At 73.4% G+C, this 19,233-nt stretch carries 14 protein-coding genes; 13 read left to right on the top strand and 1 reads right to left on the bottom strand.

What is annotated here, in order from left to right:
* Positions 1–75 precede the first annotated feature (75 nt).
* From ACFY7E_RS08380 to ACFY7E_RS08365, 4 genes are all read left to right on the top strand, one after another.
* Positions 76–1,212: a uroporphyrinogen-III synthase gene (locus ACFY7E_RS08380; RefSeq protein WP_389482097.1), complete on the top strand. Its 1,137-nt coding sequence runs from the start codon at positions 76–78 to the stop codon at positions 1,210–1,212.
* Between the two features lie 369 nt (positions 1,213–1,581).
* Positions 1,582–3,909 carry a HelD family protein gene (locus tag ACFY7E_RS08375; protein ID WP_389482095.1) on the top strand — a complete coding sequence of 776 codons (2,328 nt, stop codon included), beginning with the start codon at positions 1,582–1,584 and terminating at the stop codon, positions 3,907–3,909.
* A 415-nt stretch (positions 3,910–4,324) separates the two neighbouring features.
* Positions 4,325–5,755: an NAD-dependent malic enzyme gene (locus ACFY7E_RS08370; RefSeq protein WP_383446007.1), complete on the top strand. Its 1,431-nt coding sequence runs from the start codon at positions 4,325–4,327 to the stop codon at positions 5,753–5,755.
* Between the two features lie 358 nt (positions 5,756–6,113).
* A complete protein-coding gene (locus ACFY7E_RS08365) occupies positions 6,114–6,395 on the top strand; it encodes an HU family DNA-binding protein (protein WP_015033921.1) in 282 nt (93 codons plus the stop codon).
* Positions 6,396–6,540: 145 nt separating this feature from the next.
* Here ACFY7E_RS08365 and murA read toward each other — a convergent pair whose 3' ends face one another.
* Positions 6,541–7,881, bottom strand: a complete 1,341-nt coding sequence (gene murA / locus ACFY7E_RS08360) for a UDP-N-acetylglucosamine 1-carboxyvinyltransferase (RefSeq protein WP_389482091.1) — start codon at positions 7,879–7,881, stop codon at positions 6,541–6,543.
* 277 nt (positions 7,882–8,158) lie between these two features.
* Between murA and ACFY7E_RS08355 the strand changes: the two genes are divergently transcribed.
* The 9 genes from ACFY7E_RS08355 to ACFY7E_RS08315 all read left to right on the top strand — a co-directional run bounded on the left by ACFY7E_RS08355 (position 8,159) and on the right by ACFY7E_RS08315 (position 19,232).
* On the top strand, positions 8,159–8,719 hold the full coding sequence (locus tag ACFY7E_RS08355) for a YqgE/AlgH family protein (protein WP_383446233.1): 561 nt from the start codon (positions 8,159–8,161) through the stop codon (positions 8,717–8,719).
* 52 nt (positions 8,720–8,771) lie between these two features.
* Positions 8,772–9,059: a DUF3039 domain-containing protein gene (locus tag ACFY7E_RS08350; protein WP_024761666.1), complete on the top strand. Its 288-nt coding sequence runs from the start codon at positions 8,772–8,774 to the stop codon at positions 9,057–9,059.
* A gap of 279 nt (positions 9,060–9,338) precedes the next feature.
* On the top strand, positions 9,339–10,643 hold the full coding sequence (locus tag ACFY7E_RS08345; RefSeq protein WP_389482088.1) for an extracellular solute-binding protein: 1,305 nt from the start codon (positions 9,339–9,341) through the stop codon (positions 10,641–10,643).
* A 5-nt stretch (positions 10,644–10,648) separates the two neighbouring features.
* On the top strand, positions 10,649–11,605 hold the full coding sequence (locus ACFY7E_RS08340; RefSeq protein ID WP_389482086.1) for a carbohydrate ABC transporter permease: 957 nt from the start codon (positions 10,649–10,651) through the stop codon (positions 11,603–11,605).
* Positions 11,602–12,450 (top strand): carbohydrate ABC transporter permease, encoded by an 849-nt coding sequence (locus ACFY7E_RS08335; protein WP_389482083.1) that lies wholly within the window; start codon positions 11,602–11,604, stop codon positions 12,448–12,450. The genes ACFY7E_RS08340 and ACFY7E_RS08335 overlap by 4 nt, the downstream gene beginning before the upstream one ends.
* A 16-nt stretch (positions 12,451–12,466) precedes the next feature.
* Entirely contained in the window at positions 12,467–14,113 is a 1,647-nt protein-coding gene (locus ACFY7E_RS08330) for a beta-N-acetylhexosaminidase (protein ID WP_389482080.1), read from the top strand.
* 246 nt (positions 14,114–14,359) lie between these two features.
* The gene (locus tag ACFY7E_RS08325) at positions 14,360–15,235 is read left to right on the top strand and encodes an FAD binding domain-containing protein (protein WP_389482077.1); all 876 of its coding nucleotides are present in this window, start codon (positions 14,360–14,362) and stop codon (positions 15,233–15,235) included.
* Positions 15,232–16,899 carry a 2Fe-2S iron-sulfur cluster-binding protein gene (locus ACFY7E_RS08320; protein ID WP_389482075.1) on the top strand — a complete coding sequence of 556 codons (1,668 nt, stop codon included), beginning with the start codon at positions 15,232–15,234 and terminating at the stop codon, positions 16,897–16,899. The genes ACFY7E_RS08325 and ACFY7E_RS08320 overlap by 4 nt, the downstream gene beginning before the upstream one ends.
* Positions 16,896–19,232, top strand: a complete 2,337-nt coding sequence (locus ACFY7E_RS08315) for a xanthine dehydrogenase family protein molybdopterin-binding subunit (protein ID WP_389482073.1) — start codon at positions 16,896–16,898, stop codon at positions 19,230–19,232. The genes ACFY7E_RS08320 and ACFY7E_RS08315 overlap by 4 nt, the downstream gene beginning before the upstream one ends.
* The last annotated feature ends 1 nt before the right edge of the window (position 19,233 follow it).

The raw sequence follows: 19,233 nt of genomic DNA, 5'->3' as shown, positions 1-19,233 counted from the left end.
CCCGGCACGGACCGTAACGACCAGGAAATACGGGTGAACCGCGTCCGTCACGCGGCCCCGTCAGGCTCTGCGTCCATGGACGAGCAACAACACGGCCCCCTCGCCGGCTTCACCGTCGGCGTCACCGCGGCGCGGCGCGCGGACGAACTCATCACCCTGCTGCGCCGGCGCGGCGCCGCCGTCGTCCACGGTCCCGCCCTGCGGATCGTGCCGCTCGCCGACGACACCGAACTCCTCGCCGCCACCAAGGAACTCATCGGCCACGCCCCGGACGTCGTCGTCGCCACCACGGCGATCGGCTTCCGGGGCTGGGTCGAGGCCGCCGACGGCTGGGGGTACGGCGAGGAGCTCCTCGCCGTCCTGCGGGGCGTCGAACTCCTCGCCCGGGGACCGAAGGTCAAGGGGGCCGTACGGGCCGCCGGGCTCACCGAGACCTGGTCGCCGTCCTCGGAGTCCATGGCCGAGGTCCTCGACCGGCTCCTCGCCGAAGGGGTGACGGGCCGCCGGATCGCGCTCCAGCTGCACGGGGAGCCGCTGCCCGGCTTCGTGGAGGCGCTCACGGAGGCCGGGGCCGAGGTCGTCGGCGTCCCCGTCTACCGCTGGATGCCGCCGGAGGACCCCGGCCCGCTCGACCGGCTCCTCGACGCGGTCCTCGCCCGCGGCCTGGACGCGGCGACCTTCACCAGCGCCCCGGCCGCCGCCTCGCTGCTCTCCCGGGCCGAGGAGCGGGGAGTACGGGCGGAACTCGTCGCGGCGCTGCGGCACGACGTGCTCGCGGTGTGCGTGGGGCCCGTGACCGCGCTGCCGCTCCAGGCGGAGGGCATCGACACGTACCAGCCGGAGCGCTTCCGGCTCGGGCCGCTCGTCCAGGTCCTCTGCACCGAGCTGCCCGCCCGCTCGCGGGTCCTGCCGGTGGCCGGGCACCGGGTGGAGGTGCGCGGCCACGCCGTCCTCGTCGACGGCGCCCTGCGCCCCGTCCCGCCCGCCGGCATGGCCCTCCTGGGCCTCCTCGCCCGCCGCCCCGGCTGGGTGGTCTCCCGCGCCGACCTGCTGCGGGCCCTGCCGGGCGCGGGCCGCGACGAACACGCGGTGGAGACGGCCATGGCCCGCCTCCGCACGGCCCTCGGCACCCCGAAGCTGATCCAGACCGTGGTCAAGCGGGGCTACCGGCTCGCCCTGGACCCGGCGGCGGACGACAAGTACGACGAGTAGGAACGGGCGCGGTGCCGGGCCGGCCGTTTCGCGGGAGCGGGCCCCCGCCCCGTATGCCCACGACGGAGAGGCGGAGGGGCCGACGCGGGCGAGAGGGCCGAGGCCTGCCGGGCAGCCCGCGAGGAGTTCGGGCCGCACCGGATCGAGGCCGGGGCCCTCCTCGGCGACCACGCCTCCCAACGGGCCCTCGCCAAGGGCGGGTTCACCCGCCCCGGCACCGCGCCCGGCTTCCTCCACGTCGGCGGCGCGCGGCGCGACCACCACCTCTTCCGGCGGCTCCTGCACGACGACCCCCCGCCCGCCTGACACGGCGGGTCCCGGTGGCGTACGCTCGACGGCTGCCCAGTGCACGTGAGAAGGGGGCCTTAGGTGGCCGCGCAGGAAGCCGTGGACACGGTCAGGGACCGTGAGATCGGTGTCGAGCAGGAACATCTTGACCAGGTCTACCGCCGGCTGGAGGAGAAGATCCACGAGGCGGAGTTCCTGATGAACGACGCCGCCCGGCGCGGACAGGTCGGCACGCCCGGCGCGCTCGCCGAGCGCGACGCCCAGGTCTTCCGGGCCGGCATCCACCTCAACCGCCTCAACAACGAGTTCGAGGACTTCCTCTTCGGACGGATCGACCTCCTCGACGGCAAGGACGGGAAGAAGGGGCCCGACGGCGCCCACACCTCCGTCGAGCCCGCCGAGGACGCCGTACGCCCGGACAACACCGCCGACATCGGCGAGACCCTCCACATCGGCCGCATCGGCGTCCTCGACTCCGACTACGCGCCGCTCGTCATCGACTGGCGCGCGCCCGCCGCCGCGCCCTTCTACCGCTCCACCCCGGTCGACCCCGGCCGGGTCGTGCGCCGCCGGGTCATCCGCTCCAAGGGCCGCCGGGTCCTCGGCGTCGAGGACGACCTGATGCGCCCGGAGCTGCGGGCCACGCTCGACGGGCGCGAGCTGCCCGTCATCGGCGACGGCGCCCTGATGGCCGCCCTCGGCCAGGCGCGCAGCCACACCATGCGGGACATCGTCTCCTCCATCCAGGCCGAGCAGGACCTCGTCATCCGGGCGCCCGCCGCCTCCGTGACGTACGTGGAGGGCGGCCCCGGCACCGGCAAGACGGCCGTGGCCCTGCACCGGGCCGCGTACCTGCTCTACCAGGACCGGCGGCGGTACGCGGGCGGCATCCTGATCGTCTCCCCGACCCCGCTCCTCGTCTCGTACACCGAGGGCGTCCTGCCCTCCCTCGGCGAGGAGGGCCAGGTCGCGATCCGCGCCGTCGGCTCGCTGGTCGACGGAGTCGAGGCCACCGCGTACGACGACCCGGCCGTCGCCCGGATCAAGGGCTCCTCCCGGATGCTCGCGGTGCTGCGCAAGGCGGCCCGGGGCGCCCTGGAGACCCCCGCGCCGAAGGACCGGCAGCCCGGTGCGGGGGAGGACGCCGGCACCCCCGCCCGCCTGCGGGTCGTCGCCTTCGGGCGCCGCCTGGAGCTGGAGGCCGACGAGCTGCGGCGCATCCGCCACAACGTCCTCGGCGGCACCGCCCCCGTCAACCTGCTCCGTCCGCGCGCCCGCCGGCTGCTGCTCGACGCGCTGTACGCCAAGTCGGGCGCGGTCGGCCGGCACAGCGACCCCGAGCTGGCCGCCGAGCTGCGCTCCTCCTTCGACGAGGACGTCTCCACCGAGGACTCCTTCCTCGGCTTCCTCGACGCCTGGTGGCCCGAGCTCACCCCCCGGCAGGTCCTCGGTGCGATGGCCGACGAGCGGCGGCTGGGCCGCTGGGCCCGCCGGATCCTCAACCCGGGCGAGGTGCGCAGGCTGGCCCGCTCGCTGCGCCGCCCGGAGCTCTCCGTCCACGACGTGGCCCTCCTGGACGAGCTGAACACCCTGCTCGGCGCCCCCGCCCGGCCCCGCAGGAAGCGGGAGTACGACCCGCTGGACCAGCTCACGGGCCTGGAGGAGCTGATGCCGGTACGGGAGGAGACCCAGCGCGAGCGGGCCGAACGGCTCGCGGCGGAGCGCACCGAGTACGCGCACGTGATCGTCGACGAGGCCCAGGACCTGACGCCCATGCAGTGGCGGATGGTCGGGCGGCGCGGCCGGCACGCCACCTGGACGGTGGTCGGGGACCCGGCGCAGTCCTCCTGGTCCGACCCGGACGAGGCGGCCGGGGCCCGGGACGAGGCGCTCGGCTCCCGGCCGCGCCGCCGCTTCGAGCTGACCGTGAACTACCGCAACCCGGCCGAGATCGCCGAGCTGGCCGCCAAGGTCCTCGCCCTCGCCATGCCGGGCAAGGAGTCGCCCCGCGCGGTCCGCTCGACCGGCGTCGAGCCCCGGTTCGTCGCGGTCCCGGAAGGGGCCGGGAACGCGGATCTGGCCGAAACCGTACGTTTCGAGGCGGGAAGGCTCCTCGAACAGGTGGAGGGCACGGTCGGCGTCGTCGTCGCCATGCGGCGGCGCGAGGAGGCCGCCCGCTGGCTCGCGGAGCTCGGCGACCGGGTGGTGGCGCTCGGCTCCCTGGAGGCCAAGGGCCTGGAGTACGACGCCACGGTGGTCGTCTCGCCCGCGGAGATCGCGGACGAGTCCCCGGCCGGCCTGCGGGTGCTCTACGTGGCCCTCACCCGGGCGACGCAGCAGCTCACGGTGGTCGCGGGGGCCGGCGACCTGCCGGACGGGGAGGGCGTGCCGGACCTGCTGCGGGACTGACGCCCCCGGCCGTTTCCCAGGTCGTTCCCAGGGCCGTTTCCAGGGCCGTTTTCAGGTCAACCTGTGGCGCTGGAATCACCGGCGGGAGTGGTTTGTTAGCCTGGGTGTGGCACCGGCCCGATCCAAGCCCCCGGGCCCAACCTTCGTCCCTCAGAGGGACCACTTGCCGCGAGGCGAGCATGGCGGGCCGGTGCCACCTAGTACGTAGCTACGAAGTTGAGGTCCCCGTCACCCCTGGTGGCGGGGACCTCTTCTGTTTCCCGAGCCCCTCTCGTATGGTGGAAACTACTTTCCGAAAACAAAATGACCGCATTACCTGCTACTCGCTGGTAGGTGCGACCATCGGAGGGCGCCGCCGGGCAACCAGCCGGGGCGGCGTAGCAACGAAGCTCAGGGAAAGCAGAGGAACTCGGCCATGGCAACGGCGCCCAGCGTCTCGTACTCGATGACGGTCCGGCTGGAGGTTCCCGCGAGCGGGACCGCGGTCTCCCAGCTCACCACGGCGGTGGAGGCGTCCGGCGGTTCCGTCACCGGCCTCGACGTGACCGCCTCCGGCCACGAGAAGCTCCGCATCGACGTCACCATCGCCGCGACCTCCACGGCCCACGCCGACCTGGTCGTGGAGCAGCTGCGCGGCATCGAGGGCGTCGTCCTCGGCAAGGTCTCCGACCGCACCTTCCTGATGCACCTCGGCGGCAAGATCGAGATGGCGTCCAAGCACCCCATCCGCAACCGCGACGACCTCTCCATGATCTACACCCCCGGCGTCGCCCGGGTCTGCATGGCGATCGCCGAGAACCCCGAGGACGCCCGCCGCCTCACCATCAAGCGCAACTCCGTCGCGGTCGTCACCGACGGCTCCGCCGTCCTCGGCCTCGGCAACATCGGCCCCAAGGCCGCCCTGCCCGTCATGGAGGGCAAGGCCGCCCTCTTCAAGCGCTTCGCCGGCATCGACGCCTGGCCGCTCTGCCTGGACACCCAGGACACCGACGAGATCGTCGCGATCGTCAAGGCCATCGCCCCCGGCTTCGCGGGCATCAACCTGGAGGACATCTCCGCGCCGCGCTGCTTCGAGATCGAGGCCCGGCTGCGCGAGGCCCTCGACATCCCCGTCTTCCACGACGACCAGCACGGCACCGCCATCGTCGTCCTCGCCGCCCTCACCAACGCCCTGCGCGTGGTCGGCAAGGGCATCGGCGACGTGCGGGTCGTCATGTCCGGCGCCGGCGCGGCCGGCACGGCCATCCTGAAGCTGCTCCTGGCCGCGGGCGTCAAGCACGCCGTCGTCGCCGACATCAAGGGCGTCGTCCACGCGGGCCGCGAGGACCTGGTCGAGGCACCGGCCGACTCGCCGCTGCGCTGGATCGCCGACAACACCAACCCGGAGGGCGTCACCGGCACCCTCAAGGAGGCCGTCACCGGCGCGGACGTCTTCATCGGCGTCTCGGCCCCGAACCTCCTCGACGGGCAGGACGTCGCCGCCATGGCGGAGGGCGCCATCGTGTTCGCGCTCGCGAACCCGGACCCGGAGGTCGACCCGGCCGAGGCGCGCCGGACGGCCGCCGTCGTCGCCACGGGCCGCTCCGACTTCCCCAACCAGATCAACAACGTCCTGGTCTTCCCCGGCGTCTTCCGCGGCCTGCTCGACGCCCAGTCGCGCACGGTCAACACGGACATGATGCTGGCGGCCGCCGCGGCCCTCGCCGACGTGGTCACCGAGGACGAGCTGAACCCGAACTACATCATCCCGTCGGTCTTCAACGACAAGGTGGCGGGCGCGGTCGCCGGCGCGGTCCGCACCGCGGCGAAGGCGGCCGGCGGCGCCACGGCCCCGTCCGCGCTCTGACCAGGGGCCGTCGGCGGGGGGCCTCCGACCGGGGGCGCCACGCTGACGGCGCGTCGCGATTCGCGGTGGCGTAAACCCGCCTTTAGGGTTGTTTTCGACTCCGTGCGGTTTTCGAGGAGTCGACAGAACGTCACCACCGCGGGGTTCCGGCGCTTTTCGTGTGACCCCCGGGGGTGCCGGATTGGCGTTCCCGCCGCTGGTGGGGGCAGGATGCGTGTTTGGGCGCGAGGGTCTGTCCATGTGACCCGGGTCCGGGGACTGTCCGAGGGCCCTGGCAGCATCGGCTTCGCTGTACCCAATCGCGCGGCTTCCGCCGCGTGGCACGCCTCACAGGCAAGAAGAACACGGGAGTAACAACATGAACCGCAGTGAGCTGGTGGCCGCCCTGGCCGACCGCGCCGAGGTGACCCGCAAGGACGCCGACGCCGTGCTGGCCGCTCTCGCCGAGACCGTCGGCGAGGTCGTCGCCAAGGGCGACGAGAAGGTCACCATCCCCGGCTTCCTGACCTTCGAGCGCACCCACCGTGCCGCTCGCACCGCTCGTAACCCCCAGACCGGCGACCCGATCGACATCCCGGCCGGCTACAGCGTGAAGGTCTCCGCGGGCTCCAAGCTCAAGGAAGCCGCCAAGGGCAAGTAAGCGGCCTGTAGGCGAGAAAGGGCGGCCACCCCGGCCCACGGGGTGGCCGCCCTTCCGTTCGCCCGCCAGAAGGCGCCGTACGGTCCCGGAAAGCCGAAACGGCCCCACGCGCGTGCGTGGGGCCGTTCCTCGGGACCGTGCGCCGCTACACCAGCGCGCTGCCCGGCAGCTCGACCTTGGCGCCGAGCTCGATCAGCTTCTCCATGAAGTTCTCGTAGCCCCGGTTGATCAGCTCGATGCCGTGGACCCGCGAGGTGCCCTCGGCCGCGAGCGCCGCGATCAGGTACGAGAAGCCGCCGCGCAGGTCGGGGATGACCAGGTCGGCGCCCTGGAGCCGGGTCGGGCCCGACACGACCGCCGAGTGCAGGAAGTTCCGCTGGCCGAAGCGGCAGTCGGAGCCGCCCAGGCACTCGCGGTAGAGCTGGATGTGCGCGCCCATCTGGTTCAGGGCGGAGGTGAAGCCGAGCCGCGACTCGTACACCGTCTCGTGGACGATGGAGAGGCCGGAGGCCTGCGTCAGGGCCACGACCAGCGGCTGCTGCCAGTCGGTCTGGAAGCCGGGGTGCACGTCCGTCTCCAGGGCGATCGCGCTGAGCGAGCCGCCCGGGTGCCAGAAGCGGATGCCGTCGTCGTCGATCTCGAAGGCGCCGCCGACCTTCCGGTACGTGTTGAGGAAGGTCATCATCGAGCGCTGCTGGGCGCCGCGCACGTAGATGTTGCCCCCGGTGGCCAGCGCCGCCGACGCCCAGGAGGCCGCCTCCAGGCGGTCCGGGAGGGCCCGGTGGGTGTAACCGTCGAGCTTGTCGACACCGGTGATCCGGATCGTCCGGTCGGTGTCCATGGAGATGATCGCGCCCATCTTCTGCAGGACGCAGATCAGGTCCTCGATCTCGGGCTCCACGGCCGCGTTCGACAGCTCGGTGACGCCCTCCGCGAGCACCGCCGTGAGCAGCACCTGCTCGGTCGAGCCGACCGAGGGGTACGGCAGCCGGATCTTGCAGCCGCGGAGGCGCTGCGGGGCCTCCAGGTACTGCCCGTCCGCCCGCTTCTCGATCGTGGCGCCGAACTGGCGCAGCACGTCGAAGTGGAAGTCGATGGGCCGGCCGCCGATGTCGCAGCCGCCCAGGCCCGGGATGAAGGCGTGCCCGAGGCGGTGCAGCAGCGGGCCGCAGAAGAGGATCGGGATGCGGGACGAGCCGGCGTGGGCGTCGATGTCGGCGACGTTCGCGGACTCGACGTGCGTCGGGTCGAGGACGAGTTCGCCGGGCTCGTCGCCCGGGCGGACCGTCACTCCGTGCAACTGGAGCAGTCCGCGGACCACGCGGACGTCACGGATGTCTGGCACGTTGCGCAGCCGGCTGGGGCCGCTGCCGAGCAGAGCGGCGACCATCGCCTTGGGCACGAGGTTCTTCGCGCCGCGGACGCGGATCTCGCCCTCCAGCGGGGTGCCGCCGTGGACAAGCAGGACATCGTCTGTGCCGGTCATGAATCTCGCGTTCCGAAAGTGGGTCCGACGGGTGGCCAGTGAAAAGGGTAAGGGCCCATGGAACCCCGTTCGGATGCTCGGGGGCACCCGTCAGACGTAATGAATCCGGTACAACACCCTCTGTTGGCGCGATCTTGCGGAGCGTCACCGTCCGGTTGTCCCGGCGGGCCGTCCGCGCCGTCCGGGCCCGTCCCCCCTGAACTGCGGCGGTCCCCGACTTCCCGGCTTCGCGCCCGACGGGCCACGCGGACGCCGAAGATGCGGGATCATGTCTCGCATGACCGAGGTGTCCTCGCTCACAGGACGGCTGCTCGTGGCCACCCCCGCCCTCGCGGACCCGAATTTCGACCGCGCGGTGGTGCTGCTGCTCGACCACGACGACGAGGGCTCGCTCGGCGTGGTCCTCAACCGGCCGACGCCGGTCACCGTCGGTGACGTCCTCGCCCCCTGGGCGGATCTGGCCGGCGAGCCCGGCGTGGTCTTCCAGGGCGGCCCGGTCTCCCTCGACGCCGCCCTCGGCGTCGCCGTGATCCCCGGCGACGAGGGGCCGCTCGGCTGGCGGCGGGTGCACGGGGCGATCGGCGTGGTCGACCTGGAGGCCCCGCCCGAGCTGCTCGGACCGGCGCTCGGCTCGCTGCGGATCTTCGCCGGGTACGCGGGCTGGGGCCCCGGCCAGCTGGAGACGGAGCTCGGCGACGGGGCCTGGTACGTGGTCGAGTCGGAGCCCGGGGACGTCTCCTCGCCGACGCCCGGGACGCTCTGGCGGCAGGTGCTGCGGCGGCAGCGCGGCGAGCTCGCGATGGTCGCGACGTACCCGGACGACCCGTCCCTCAACTGAGCGCGGACCCGTCCCCCTACCGGGGGCCCGGCTTTCAGTACCCTTGGCGGTTATGAGCACTCTCGAGCCCGAGCGCGGGGCAGGTACGGGAACCCTCGTCGAGCCGACGCCGCAGGTGTCCCACGGTGACGGCGACCACGAGCGCTACGCCCATTACGTCCAGAAGGACAAGATCATGGCGAGCGCCCTGGACGGCACGCCCGTCGTGGCGCTGTGCGGAAAGGTCTGGGTGCCGGGGCGCGACCCCAAGAAGTACCCGGTCTGTCCGATGTGCAAGGAGATCTACGAATCCATGGGCGCCGGCGGCGGCGACAAGGACAAGGGCGGCAAGGACAAGTAAGTCAGGTCCCGACGCCGGGCGAGTCGGTGACGGCCCCGTCGTACGTGCTTCGGCACGTACGACGGGGCCGTTCCGTTTTCCGGCGTGCCCGGGGCGCGCCCCCCGTTGCGCAACGGGCGCGCGCCCCCGTTGCGCAGGGTGCTTTCGCCGGTCACGGAGTGGTTGAGGTGGTCGAGACCTCTTGTCGGCCCGCCCGGAGTCCGCCTAGCCTCACGCGTGTTGTGCAGCGCGAAACACTCGTTGCACATGCTGCAACACACGCACCTGAGGGGATCCGCCATGAAGCTTCCTGCTCGCGTCACCGCCACGGCCGCCGCACTCCTGCTGGCCGGGCTCACCGCCACCGCCTGCGCGCCCCAGACCTCGGACGGGAAGGCCACGACGGACGAGAAGAGCGGCACCCTGCGCGTCTGGCTCTTCCAGGAGGTGAGCAACAAGCCCAAGGAGCAGGCCGTCGAGCAGGCCGTCGCCGCCTTCGAGCGGCGCAACGAGGGCGCGAAGGTCGAGGTCGAGTACATCCCCGTCGAGACCCGCGCCCAGCGCGTCAAGGCCGCCTTCAACGACCCGAAGTCGGCTCCCGACCTCGTCGAGTACGGCAACACCGACACCGCCGGATACGTCGAGGACGGCGGACTCGCCGACATCAGCGCCGAGTTCGCGGCCTGGGACGAGGCGAAGGACACCGACTCCACCGCCCGGCAGTCCGTCACCGTCGGCGGCAAGGTCTACGGCGCCCCCTTCTTCGTCGGCATCCGCGCCCTCTACTACCGCACCGACGTCTTCGAAGAACTCGGCCTGACGGCCCCCAGGAGCCAGGCCGAACTCGTCGAGACGGCCAAGAAGATCCGCAAGGCCCGGCCCGAGCTGTACGGCCTCGTCGTCGGCGGCGCCTACACCTACGGCGCCATGCCCTTCGTCTGGGCCGCCGGCGGCGAACTCGCCACCGCGCGGGGCGACTCCTACCGGGCCGCCATCAACAGCCCGGACGCCCTCAAGGGCATCACCACGTACACCTCGCTCTTCGGCGACGACAACTGCCCTGCCGCCAAGTGCGCCCAGATGGGCGGCAACGCCACCGTCACCGCCTTCGCCTCCGGCAAGGCCGGCATGGCCATCGGCGGCGACTTCAGCCACGCGGCCGTCGAGGCCGGCACGGTGAAGGGCAAGTACGCCGTCGTGCCCCTGCCCGGCACCACCCCCGGCTCGATCGCCCCCGCCTTCGCCGGCGGCAACAACATCGGCGTCCTCAAGAGCAGCCCGCGCCGCACCCTCGCCGTCGACCTCCTCAAGTCCCTCACCGGCAAGGAGACCCAGGGCCGGCTCTTCGACGCGATGGGCTTCCTGCCCACGTACACCGACACGCGCGCCGAAGCCGCCCGACGGCAGCCCTTCGTGAAGCCCTTCACCGACACCCTCGCCGCCGGCACGAAGTTCGTCCCGGCGTCCCCCGGCTGGGGCCGGATCGACGCCTCCCTCGTCCTGCCCACGATGTTCCAGGAGATCGTCAGCGGCCGTAAGGACGTCAGGACGGCGGCGGACGACGCCGCGAAGAAGATGGACGCGGCCTTCGCGCCGGCGGGCTGATCCGCATGACCACCCAGCTCACCCCGCCCGTCGAGAAGCGGCCCGACACGGCCCCGGGCCCCGCGCCAGGGGCCCGCCCCTCCCGGCGCCCCGGCGCCTGGACCCCCTGGCTCTACCTGCTGCCCGCCCTCGTCCTCCTCGGCGCCCTCCTCGTCTACCCCGTCTGGCAACTGGGCCTGATCTCCTTCCTGGAGTACACCCAGGCCCAGGTCAGCGGCGGCGAACCCACCTCGTTCCAGGGGTTCGGGAACTACACGGCGCTCTTCTCCGACCCCCAGTTCCGGCAGGTCCTCCTCGCCACCGTCGTCTTCGCCGCCGCCTGCGTCGTCACCACCCTCGCCGTCGGCTGCGCCCTCGCGGTCCTCCTCACGCGCGTGCGTGCCCTGCCCCGGCTCGTCCTGATGCTGGCCGCGCTCGGCGCCTGGGCCACCCCCGCCGTCACCGGCTCCACCGTCTGGGTCTTCCTCTTCGACCCCGACTTCGGCCCCGTCAACCGGCTCCTCGGACTCGGCGACTTCTCCTGGACGTACGGGCGGTACAGCGCCTTCGCCCTCGTCCTCCTCGAAGTCGTCTGGTGTTCCTTCCCGTTCGTGATGGTCACCGTCTACGCGGGCATCCGGGCCGTCCCGACCGAGGTCCTGGAGGCCGCCGCCCTCGACGGCGCCTCCCAGTGGCGGATCTGGCGCTCGGTCACGGCGCCGATGCTCCGGCCCATCCTGGTCGTCGTCACGATCCAGTCGATCATCTGGGACTTCAAGCTCTTCACCCAGATCTACGTGATGACGAACGGCGGCGGCATCGCCGGCCAGAACCTCGTCCTCAACGTGTACGCCTACCAGAAGGCCTTCGCCTCCTCCCAGTACAGCCTGGGCTCGGCGATCGGCGTCGTCATGCTGCTGATCCTGCTGGCCGTGACGCTCGTGTACCTGCGCCTGCTGCGACGCCGGGGAGAAGAACTGTGAGCACCCTTCCGACACGGTGGATACGGCGCCCCGGGCGCCTCGCCGCCGAGGCCGTCACCCTCCTCGTCGCCGCCGCCACCGCCTTCCCGCTGTACTGGATGGTCCTCTCGGCCTTCAAGCCGGCCGGCGAGATCCAGTCCACGACCCCGCGCCCGTGGACGCTCTCGCCGTCCCTGGACTCCTTCCGGCGCGTCTTCGAACAGCAGGACTTCGGCCGCTACTTCCTCAACTCGCTGATCGTGGCGGGCACGGTCGTCCTCGCCTCCGCGCTGATCGCGTTCCTCGCGGCCACCGCCGTCACCCGGTTCCGCTTCCGGTTCCGCACGACGATCCTGATCATGTTCCTGGTCGCCCAGATGGTGCCCGTCGAAGCCCTCGCCATCCCGCTGTTCTTCCTCATGCGGGACCTCGGGCAGCTCAACACCCTCGGCTCGCTGGTCCTGCCGCACCTCGCGTTCTCCCTGCCGTTCGCGATCTGGATGCTGCGCGGCTTCGTCAGGGCGGTCCCGGAGGCTCTGGAGGAACAGGCCCAGATCGACGGCGTGAGCCGCACCCGGTTCCTGTGGCAGATCCTCTTCCCGCTGGTCTTCCCCGGCCTGGTCGCCACCAGCGTCTTCTCGTTCATCTCCACCTGGAACGACTTCCTCTTCGCGAAGTCGTTCATCATCAGCGACACCTCGCAGTCGACCCTCCCCATGGCCCTGCTCGTCTTCTTCAAGCCCGACGAGAACGACTGGGGAGGCATCATGGCCGGGTCGACCGTCATGACCGTCCCGGTGCTCGTCTTCTTCGTACTCGTACAGCGCCGCCTGGTCTCGGGCCTCGGCGGCGCGGTGAAGGACTGACGCGATGACCCCTCCCATGGACCCGATTCCCGTGGACCTGATCCCCGCGCCCCTGTCGGCCGCGCGCCGGGGGAGCGCCTCCGGGCACGTCACGCTCGACGGGCGGACCGTCCTCGACGCCGGGCCCGGCACCGGGGGCACCGCCCGCTGGCTGCGGACCGCCCTCGGCGCCGCCACCGGCCTGCCGCTCCCCGACGGAACGGGGCAGCACGCCGTACGCCTCCGGATCAGCGAGGAGGTGGCACGGGAGCACGGCCCCGAGGGCTACCGGCTGACCACCGAGGACCCCGGCGCGGCCGTCCTCGTCGAGGGCGGCGGCCCCGCCGGGGTGTTCTGGGGCGCCCAGACCCTCCGTCAGCTCCTCGGGCCCGACGCGTACCGCCGGGCGCCCGTGACCGGCGCGGCGTGGCACCTCCCGTACACCACGGTCGAGGACCGGCCCCGGTTCGGCTGGCGCGGCCTCCTGCTCGACGTCTCCCGGCACTTCACGCCCAAGGACGACGTCCTGCGCCTGCTCGACCTCCTCGCCGCCCACAAGCTCAACGTCTTCCACTTCCACCTCACCGACGACCAGGGCTGGCGCATCGAGATCGAGCGCCACCCGAGGCTCACCGAGGCCGGCTCCTGGCGGGCCCGCAGCAAGTGGGGCCACCGGGCCTCGCCGCTCTGGACCGACACCCCGCACGGCGGCTTCTACACCCGGGACGACATCCGCGAGATCGTCGCGTACGCCGCCGAGCGGCACATCACCGTCGTCCCCGAGATCGACCTCCCCGGCCACTCGCAGGCCGCCGTCGCCGCGTACCCCCACCTCGGCAACACGGACGTCGTCGACACCGCCGCCCTCACCGTCTGGGACACCTGGGGCGTCAACCCGAACGTCCTCGCCCCCACCGAGGAGGTCCTCCGCTTCTACGAGGGCGTCTTCGAGGAGGTCCTGGAGCTCTTCCCGTCCACCTTCGTGCACGTCGGCGGCGACGAGTGCCCCAAGGACCAGTGGAAGGACTCCCCGGCCGCCCAGGCCCGCATGCGGGAACTCGGCCTCGCCGACGAGGACGAGCTCCAGTCCTGGTTCGTCCGCCACTTCGACCGCTGGCTCGCCGCCCGCGGACGGCGCCTGATCGGCTGGGACGAGATCCTCCAGGGCGGCCTCGCCGAGGGCGCCGCCGTCTCCTCCTGGCGCGGCTACGGGGGCGGGATCGCCGCCGCCGAGGCCGGCCACGACGTCGTCATGTGCCCCGAGCAGCACGTCTACCTCGACCACCGCCAGGCGCCCGGCGAGGACGAGCCGGTGCCCATCGGGTACGTCCGCACCCTGGAGGACGTCTACCGCTTCGAGCCCGTTCCGCCCGGCCTCTCCGAGGAGGCCGCCGCCCACATCCTGGGAACCCAGGCCAACGTCTGGACCGAGGTGATGGAGAACCGTTCCCGCGTCGACTACCAGGTCTTCCCCCGCCTCGCCGCCTTCGCCGAGGTCGCCTGGTCCGCGCTCCCCGCCCCCGAGGACCGCGACTACACCGGTTTCGAGCGCCGCATGGACGCTCACTACCGGCGCCTGGACGCCCTCGGCGTCGACTACCGGCCGCCCGCCGGACCCCTGCCCCGGCAGCGCCGCCCCGGCATCCTCGGCAGGCCCCTGGAGGGAACGCCCCCGAACGTGTGAGGCCCTCCGCGCCCCCGTCACCCGGGAGCGGCGAGCCCCGCCGCCCAAGACCGGCGAAACGGAACTCCCCGCCGCTCCCGGGACGTCCCGGACGGAACAGTCCTTCGCGGACCCTCGCGCCGGACGGCTCGGAAGATGTGCCAGAGTTGCCACGTCCGGCCTGTGAGCACGTACGGTACGCCCACACGCAGGCGCGACGGCCGGGCACAGTCGGGGACCGCCGGGACACCGGGAAGGGGCAGCGGGTTGACCACGCACGCACCACAGACGGCGCAGGCCGTGACGCTGCCCGCCTCGCTCGACGAGGCCGTCGCGGCCCTCACGGCCATGCCGGCGGCCGTCCCCGTCGCCGGCGGCACCGACCTCATGGCCGCCGTCAACAAGGGCCAGCTCAGGCCCGCCGGACTCGTCGGCCTCAGCCGCATCAACGAGATCCGCGGCTGGCAGTACCAGGACGGCCACGCCCTCCTCGGCGCCGGCCTCACCCACGCCCGCATGGGCCGCCCCGACTTCGCCGCCCTCATCCCCGCCCTCGCCGCCGCCGCCCGCGCGGCCGGGCCCCCGCAGATCCGCAACGCCGGCACCCTCGGCGGCAACGTCGTCACCGCCGCGCCCACCGGCGACTCGCTGCCCGTCCTCGCCGCCCTGGAGGCCGACCTCGTCGTCCTCGGGCCGCTCGGCAGCCGCGAGATCCCCGTCTCCCACCTGCTCGCGGGCCGCGACCTGCTCGCCCCCGGCGAACTCGTGGGCTTCGTCCGGGTGCCGCTGCTCCACGCCCCCCAGGTCTTCCTGAAGGCCACCGGCCGCACCGGCCCGGCCCGCGCCACCGCCTCCGTCGCCGTCGTCCTCGACCCGGCCCGGCGCGGGGTCCGCTGCGCCGTCGGCGCCGTCGCGCCGATGCCGCTGCGCCCGCTCGAGGCCGAGCGCTGGATCGCCTCGCTCGTGGACTGGGACAACGACCGGGGGCTCGCGCCGGAGGCGCTGACGGCGTTCGGCGAGTACGTCGCCGCCGCCTGCATCCCGGACCCGCAAGGGGGCGAGCAACTGCCCCCGGCCGTACTGCACCTGCGGCGCACCGTCGCCGCACTCGCCCGACGGGCACTGGGGAGGGCACTCACGTGAGCAGCGACGAACAGCAGGGCAACCAGGGCGGCTGGGAGCCGATCCCGAAGAGCGAGGGGTACGACGGCGACGCGACCGCCTTCGTACAGCTGCCGCCGGACTTCATGCTGGACGGCGTGCCCCTGGAGGCGCCCGGCCACGACTACGTGCCGCCGATGATCACCCCGCTCCAGCCGCTCACCCCACCCCCGGCGGCCGACCCGGGGACCACGGGCGGCTGGCCGGCCCACCTGCCGACGGAGGCGGACCCGGTACGGCCGTACTTCGACCACGCGCGGGGCCAGGACCGGAACCAGGGGTACGAGCCTGGCCGGGAGCGGGAGTACGAGCCTGGTCGGGGCTACGAGGCCGAGCGGCCGCAGGGGTTCGAGCCGGACCGGGGCTACGAGTCCGACCGGGGCTACGAGTCGGACCAGGGCTTCGGGCAGGAGCGGCCGCAGGGCTTCGAGCCGGACCGGGCCTACGAGCAGTCGCGGGACTTCGAGCAGTCGCGGGACTTCGAGCAGCCTCAGGACTTCGAGCAGCAGCGCGACTTCGAGCAGCCGCGGAGCTACGAGCAGCCGCAGGGCTTCGAGGGCGACCAGGGCGGTTTCGAGTACTTCGAGCAGCGGGGCGAGCCCTTCGACCGGCCCGAGTACGACGGGCGGGGCCCGCACGCGACGGCCGAGTGGCGCTTCGCGGAGACGACGGAGCCCGTGCCCGGGTCCGGCCCCGAACCCGCTCCCGGTGACACGGGCCAGTGGCAGATCCCCGCCGAGGCCCCGGCGACCCTCCCGGGCGGCGCGCCCGCACCCTGGGCGCTCCGGCAGGAGCCGCCGGCCGGGGCGGAGGCCCCGGACGCGGCGGAGGCCGTGGAGGAGCCCGCCGCCGTCGAGGAAGCGGCCCCGGAAGCCGTACAGGACACCCCCGATGTCCCCGAAGCGGACCCGGCCCCCGAAGCGGACCCGGCCCCCGAAGCGGACGCCCCCGAACCGGACGCCCCCGGACCGGACGCCCCCGGACCGGACGCCGGTCTCCGCGCGGAGACCGTCCTCGACACGGACGTTCCCGACCCGGTGCTCCCCGTCGCGGCGGAGGTCCACGCCTCCACCGACAGCGACGAGCACCCCCACACCTCGTACGCCCTCCGGGTCAACGGCGTGGACCGGCCCGTCACCGGCTCCTGGATCGGGGAGTCGCTGCTCTACGTCCTGCGCGAGCGCCTCGGGCTCGCCGGGGCCAAGGACGGCTGCTCGCAGGGCGAGTGCGGCGCGTGCAACGTGCAGGTCGACGGGCGGCTCGTCGCCTCCTGCCTGGTCCCCGCGGCGACCGCCGCCGGGAGCGAGGTGCGGACGGTCGAGGGCCTCGCGGCCGACGGGGAGCCCTCCGACGTGCAGCGGGCCATGGCCCGGTGCGGCACCGTCCAGTGCGGCTTCTGCATCCCCGGCATGTGCATGACCGTGCACGACCTCCTGGAGGGCAACCACGCCCCCACCGAGCTGGAGACCCGCCAGGCGCTCGCCGGCAACCTGTGCCGCTGCTCCGGCTACCGGGGCGTCCTCGAAGCCGTACGGGACGTCGTCGCCGAGCGCGAGGCCGCCGCCGCGGCCCAGGCGCCCGAGGGCGCCGACGGCGCCCGCGTCCCGCACCAGATCCCGCACCCGCACGACGGAGGCAAGCCGTGAGCAGCGACGCGACCACCGCCGTTCCCACGGTCACGGTCACGGACGTCCCCGGGCCCCTCGGCCCCCTCGGGCAGGAGCCGGCCGCCCACGGCCTCGGCACCTCGCTCCCGCAGGCCGAGTCCCGGGCGAAGACCGAGGGCACCTTCCCGTACGCCTCCGACCTGTGGGCCGAGGGCCTGCTCTGGGCCGCGATCCTGCGCTCCCCGCACCCGCACGCCCGGATCGTCTCGGTCGACACCTCCGCCGCCGTCGCCATGCCGGGCGTACGGGCCGTGGTGACGGCCGCCGACGTGCCGGGCGCGGCCACCTACGGGCGCCGGGTCGCGGACCGGCCCGTCTTCGCCTCAGACCTGGTCCGGCACCACGGCGAGGCCCTGGCGGCCGTCGCCGCCGACCACCCCGACACGGCCCGGCTCGCCGCCGCCGCCATCGCCGTCGAGTACGAGGTCCTCGAACCGGTCACCGACCCGGAGAAGGCGTTCGCGGCCGAGCCGCTGCACCCCGACGGGAACCTGATCCGGCACATCCCGCTCCGCTTCGGCGACCCGGAGGCGACCGGCGAGGTCGTCGTCGAGGGCCTGTACCGGATCGGGCGGCAGGACCCGGCGCCGATCGGCGCGGAGGCGGGCCTCGCCGTGCCGCGCCCGGACGGCGGGGTGGAGCTCTACACCGCCTCGACCGACCCGCACACCGACCGCGACCTGGCCGCCGCCTGCTTCGGCCTCCCGCCCGAGCAGGTCAAACTGGTCGTCACCGGCGTCCCGGGCGCCACCGGCGACCGCGAGGACCCGGGCTTCCAGATCCCGCTGGGCCTGCTCGCGCTGCGCACCGGCTGCCCGGTCAAACTCACCGCCACGCGCGAGGAGTCGTTCCTCGGCCACGCCCACCGCCACCCCACCCTGCTGCGCTACCGCCACCACGCGGACGCGGAGGGCCGCCTGGTGAAGGTGGAGGCGCAGATCCTGCTCGACGGCGGCGCGTACGCCGACTCCTCGTCCGAGTCCCTCGCGGCGGCCGTGGCCTTCGCCTGCGGCCCGTACGTCGTCCCGCACGCCTTCGTCGAGGGCTGGGCCGTCCGCACCAACAACCCGCCGTCCGGACACGTGCGGGGCGAGGGCGCGATGCAGGTGTGCGCCGCGTACGAGGCGCAGATGGACAAGCTCGCGGCCAAGCTGGGCGTGGACCCGGCCGAGCTGCGCATGCGGAACGTCATGGCGACCGGCGACATCCTGCCCACCGGCCAGACGGTCACCTGCCCGGCCCCGGTCGCGGAACTCCTCGCCGCCGTACGGGACTTCCCGCTGCCGCCGCTGCCCAAGGACACCCCCGAGGGGGAGTGGCTGCTGCCCGGCGGCCCCGAGGGCGCGGGCGAACCCGGCGCGGTGCGGCGGGGCGTGGGTTACGCGCTCGGCATGGTCCACATGCTCGGCGCGGAGGGCACCGACGAGGTCTCGACGGCGACGGTGCGGGTCGCGGACGGGGTGGCGACGGTCATCTGCTCGGCCGTGGACACCGGTTCGGGGTTCTCCACGCTCGCCCGCCAGGTCGTGCAGGAGACCCTCGGCATCGAGGAGGTCCACGTCGCCCCCGTCGACACCGACCAGCCGCCCGCCGGACCGGCCGCGCACGGCCGGCACACCTGGGTCTCGGGCGGGGCCGTCGAGCGGGCCGCGAAGATGGTCCGCACCCAGCTCCTCCAGCCGCTCGCCCACAAGTTCGGCATGTCGACCGAGCTGCTCCAGATCACCGACGGCAAGATCACCTCGTACGACGGCGTGCTCTCCACGACGGTCACCGAGGCGCTCGACGGCAAGGAGCTGTGGGCCACCGCCCAGTGCCGCCCCCACCCCACCGAGCCGCTGGACGACGCGGGCCAGGGCGACGCCTTCGTGGGCCTCGCGTTCTGCGCGATCCGCGCGGTGGTGGACGTGGACGTGGAACTCGGTGCCGTACGGGTCGTGGAGATGGCCGTCGCGCAGGACGTCGGCCGGATCCTCAACCCGGCCCAGCTCGCCGTCCGGATCGAGGCGGGTGTCACCCAGGGCGTCGGCGCGGCCCTCACGGAGAACCTCCGCACCGCCCGCGGCCTGGTCCGCCACCCCGACTTCACCGGCTACGCCCTCCCGACCTCCCTGGACGCCCCGGACATCCGGATCGTGAAGCTGGTCGAGGAGCGCGACGTGGTGGCGCCCTTCGGCGCCAAGGCCGCGAGCGCCGTCCCCGTCGTCACCTCGCCCGCCGCGGTGGCGGCGGCGGTCCGGGCGGCCACCGGCCGCCCGGTCAACCGCCTCCCGATCCGTCCGCAGGCGGCGGTGGCGGCGGCGCAGGGGTAAG

The sequence above is a fragment of the Streptomyces sp. NPDC012825 genome, assembly GCF_042900925.1.
Classification (GTDB): Bacteria; Actinomycetota; Actinomycetes; order Streptomycetales; family Streptomycetaceae; genus Streptomyces.
This window is presented reverse-complemented; position numbering and strand designations above follow the sequence as displayed.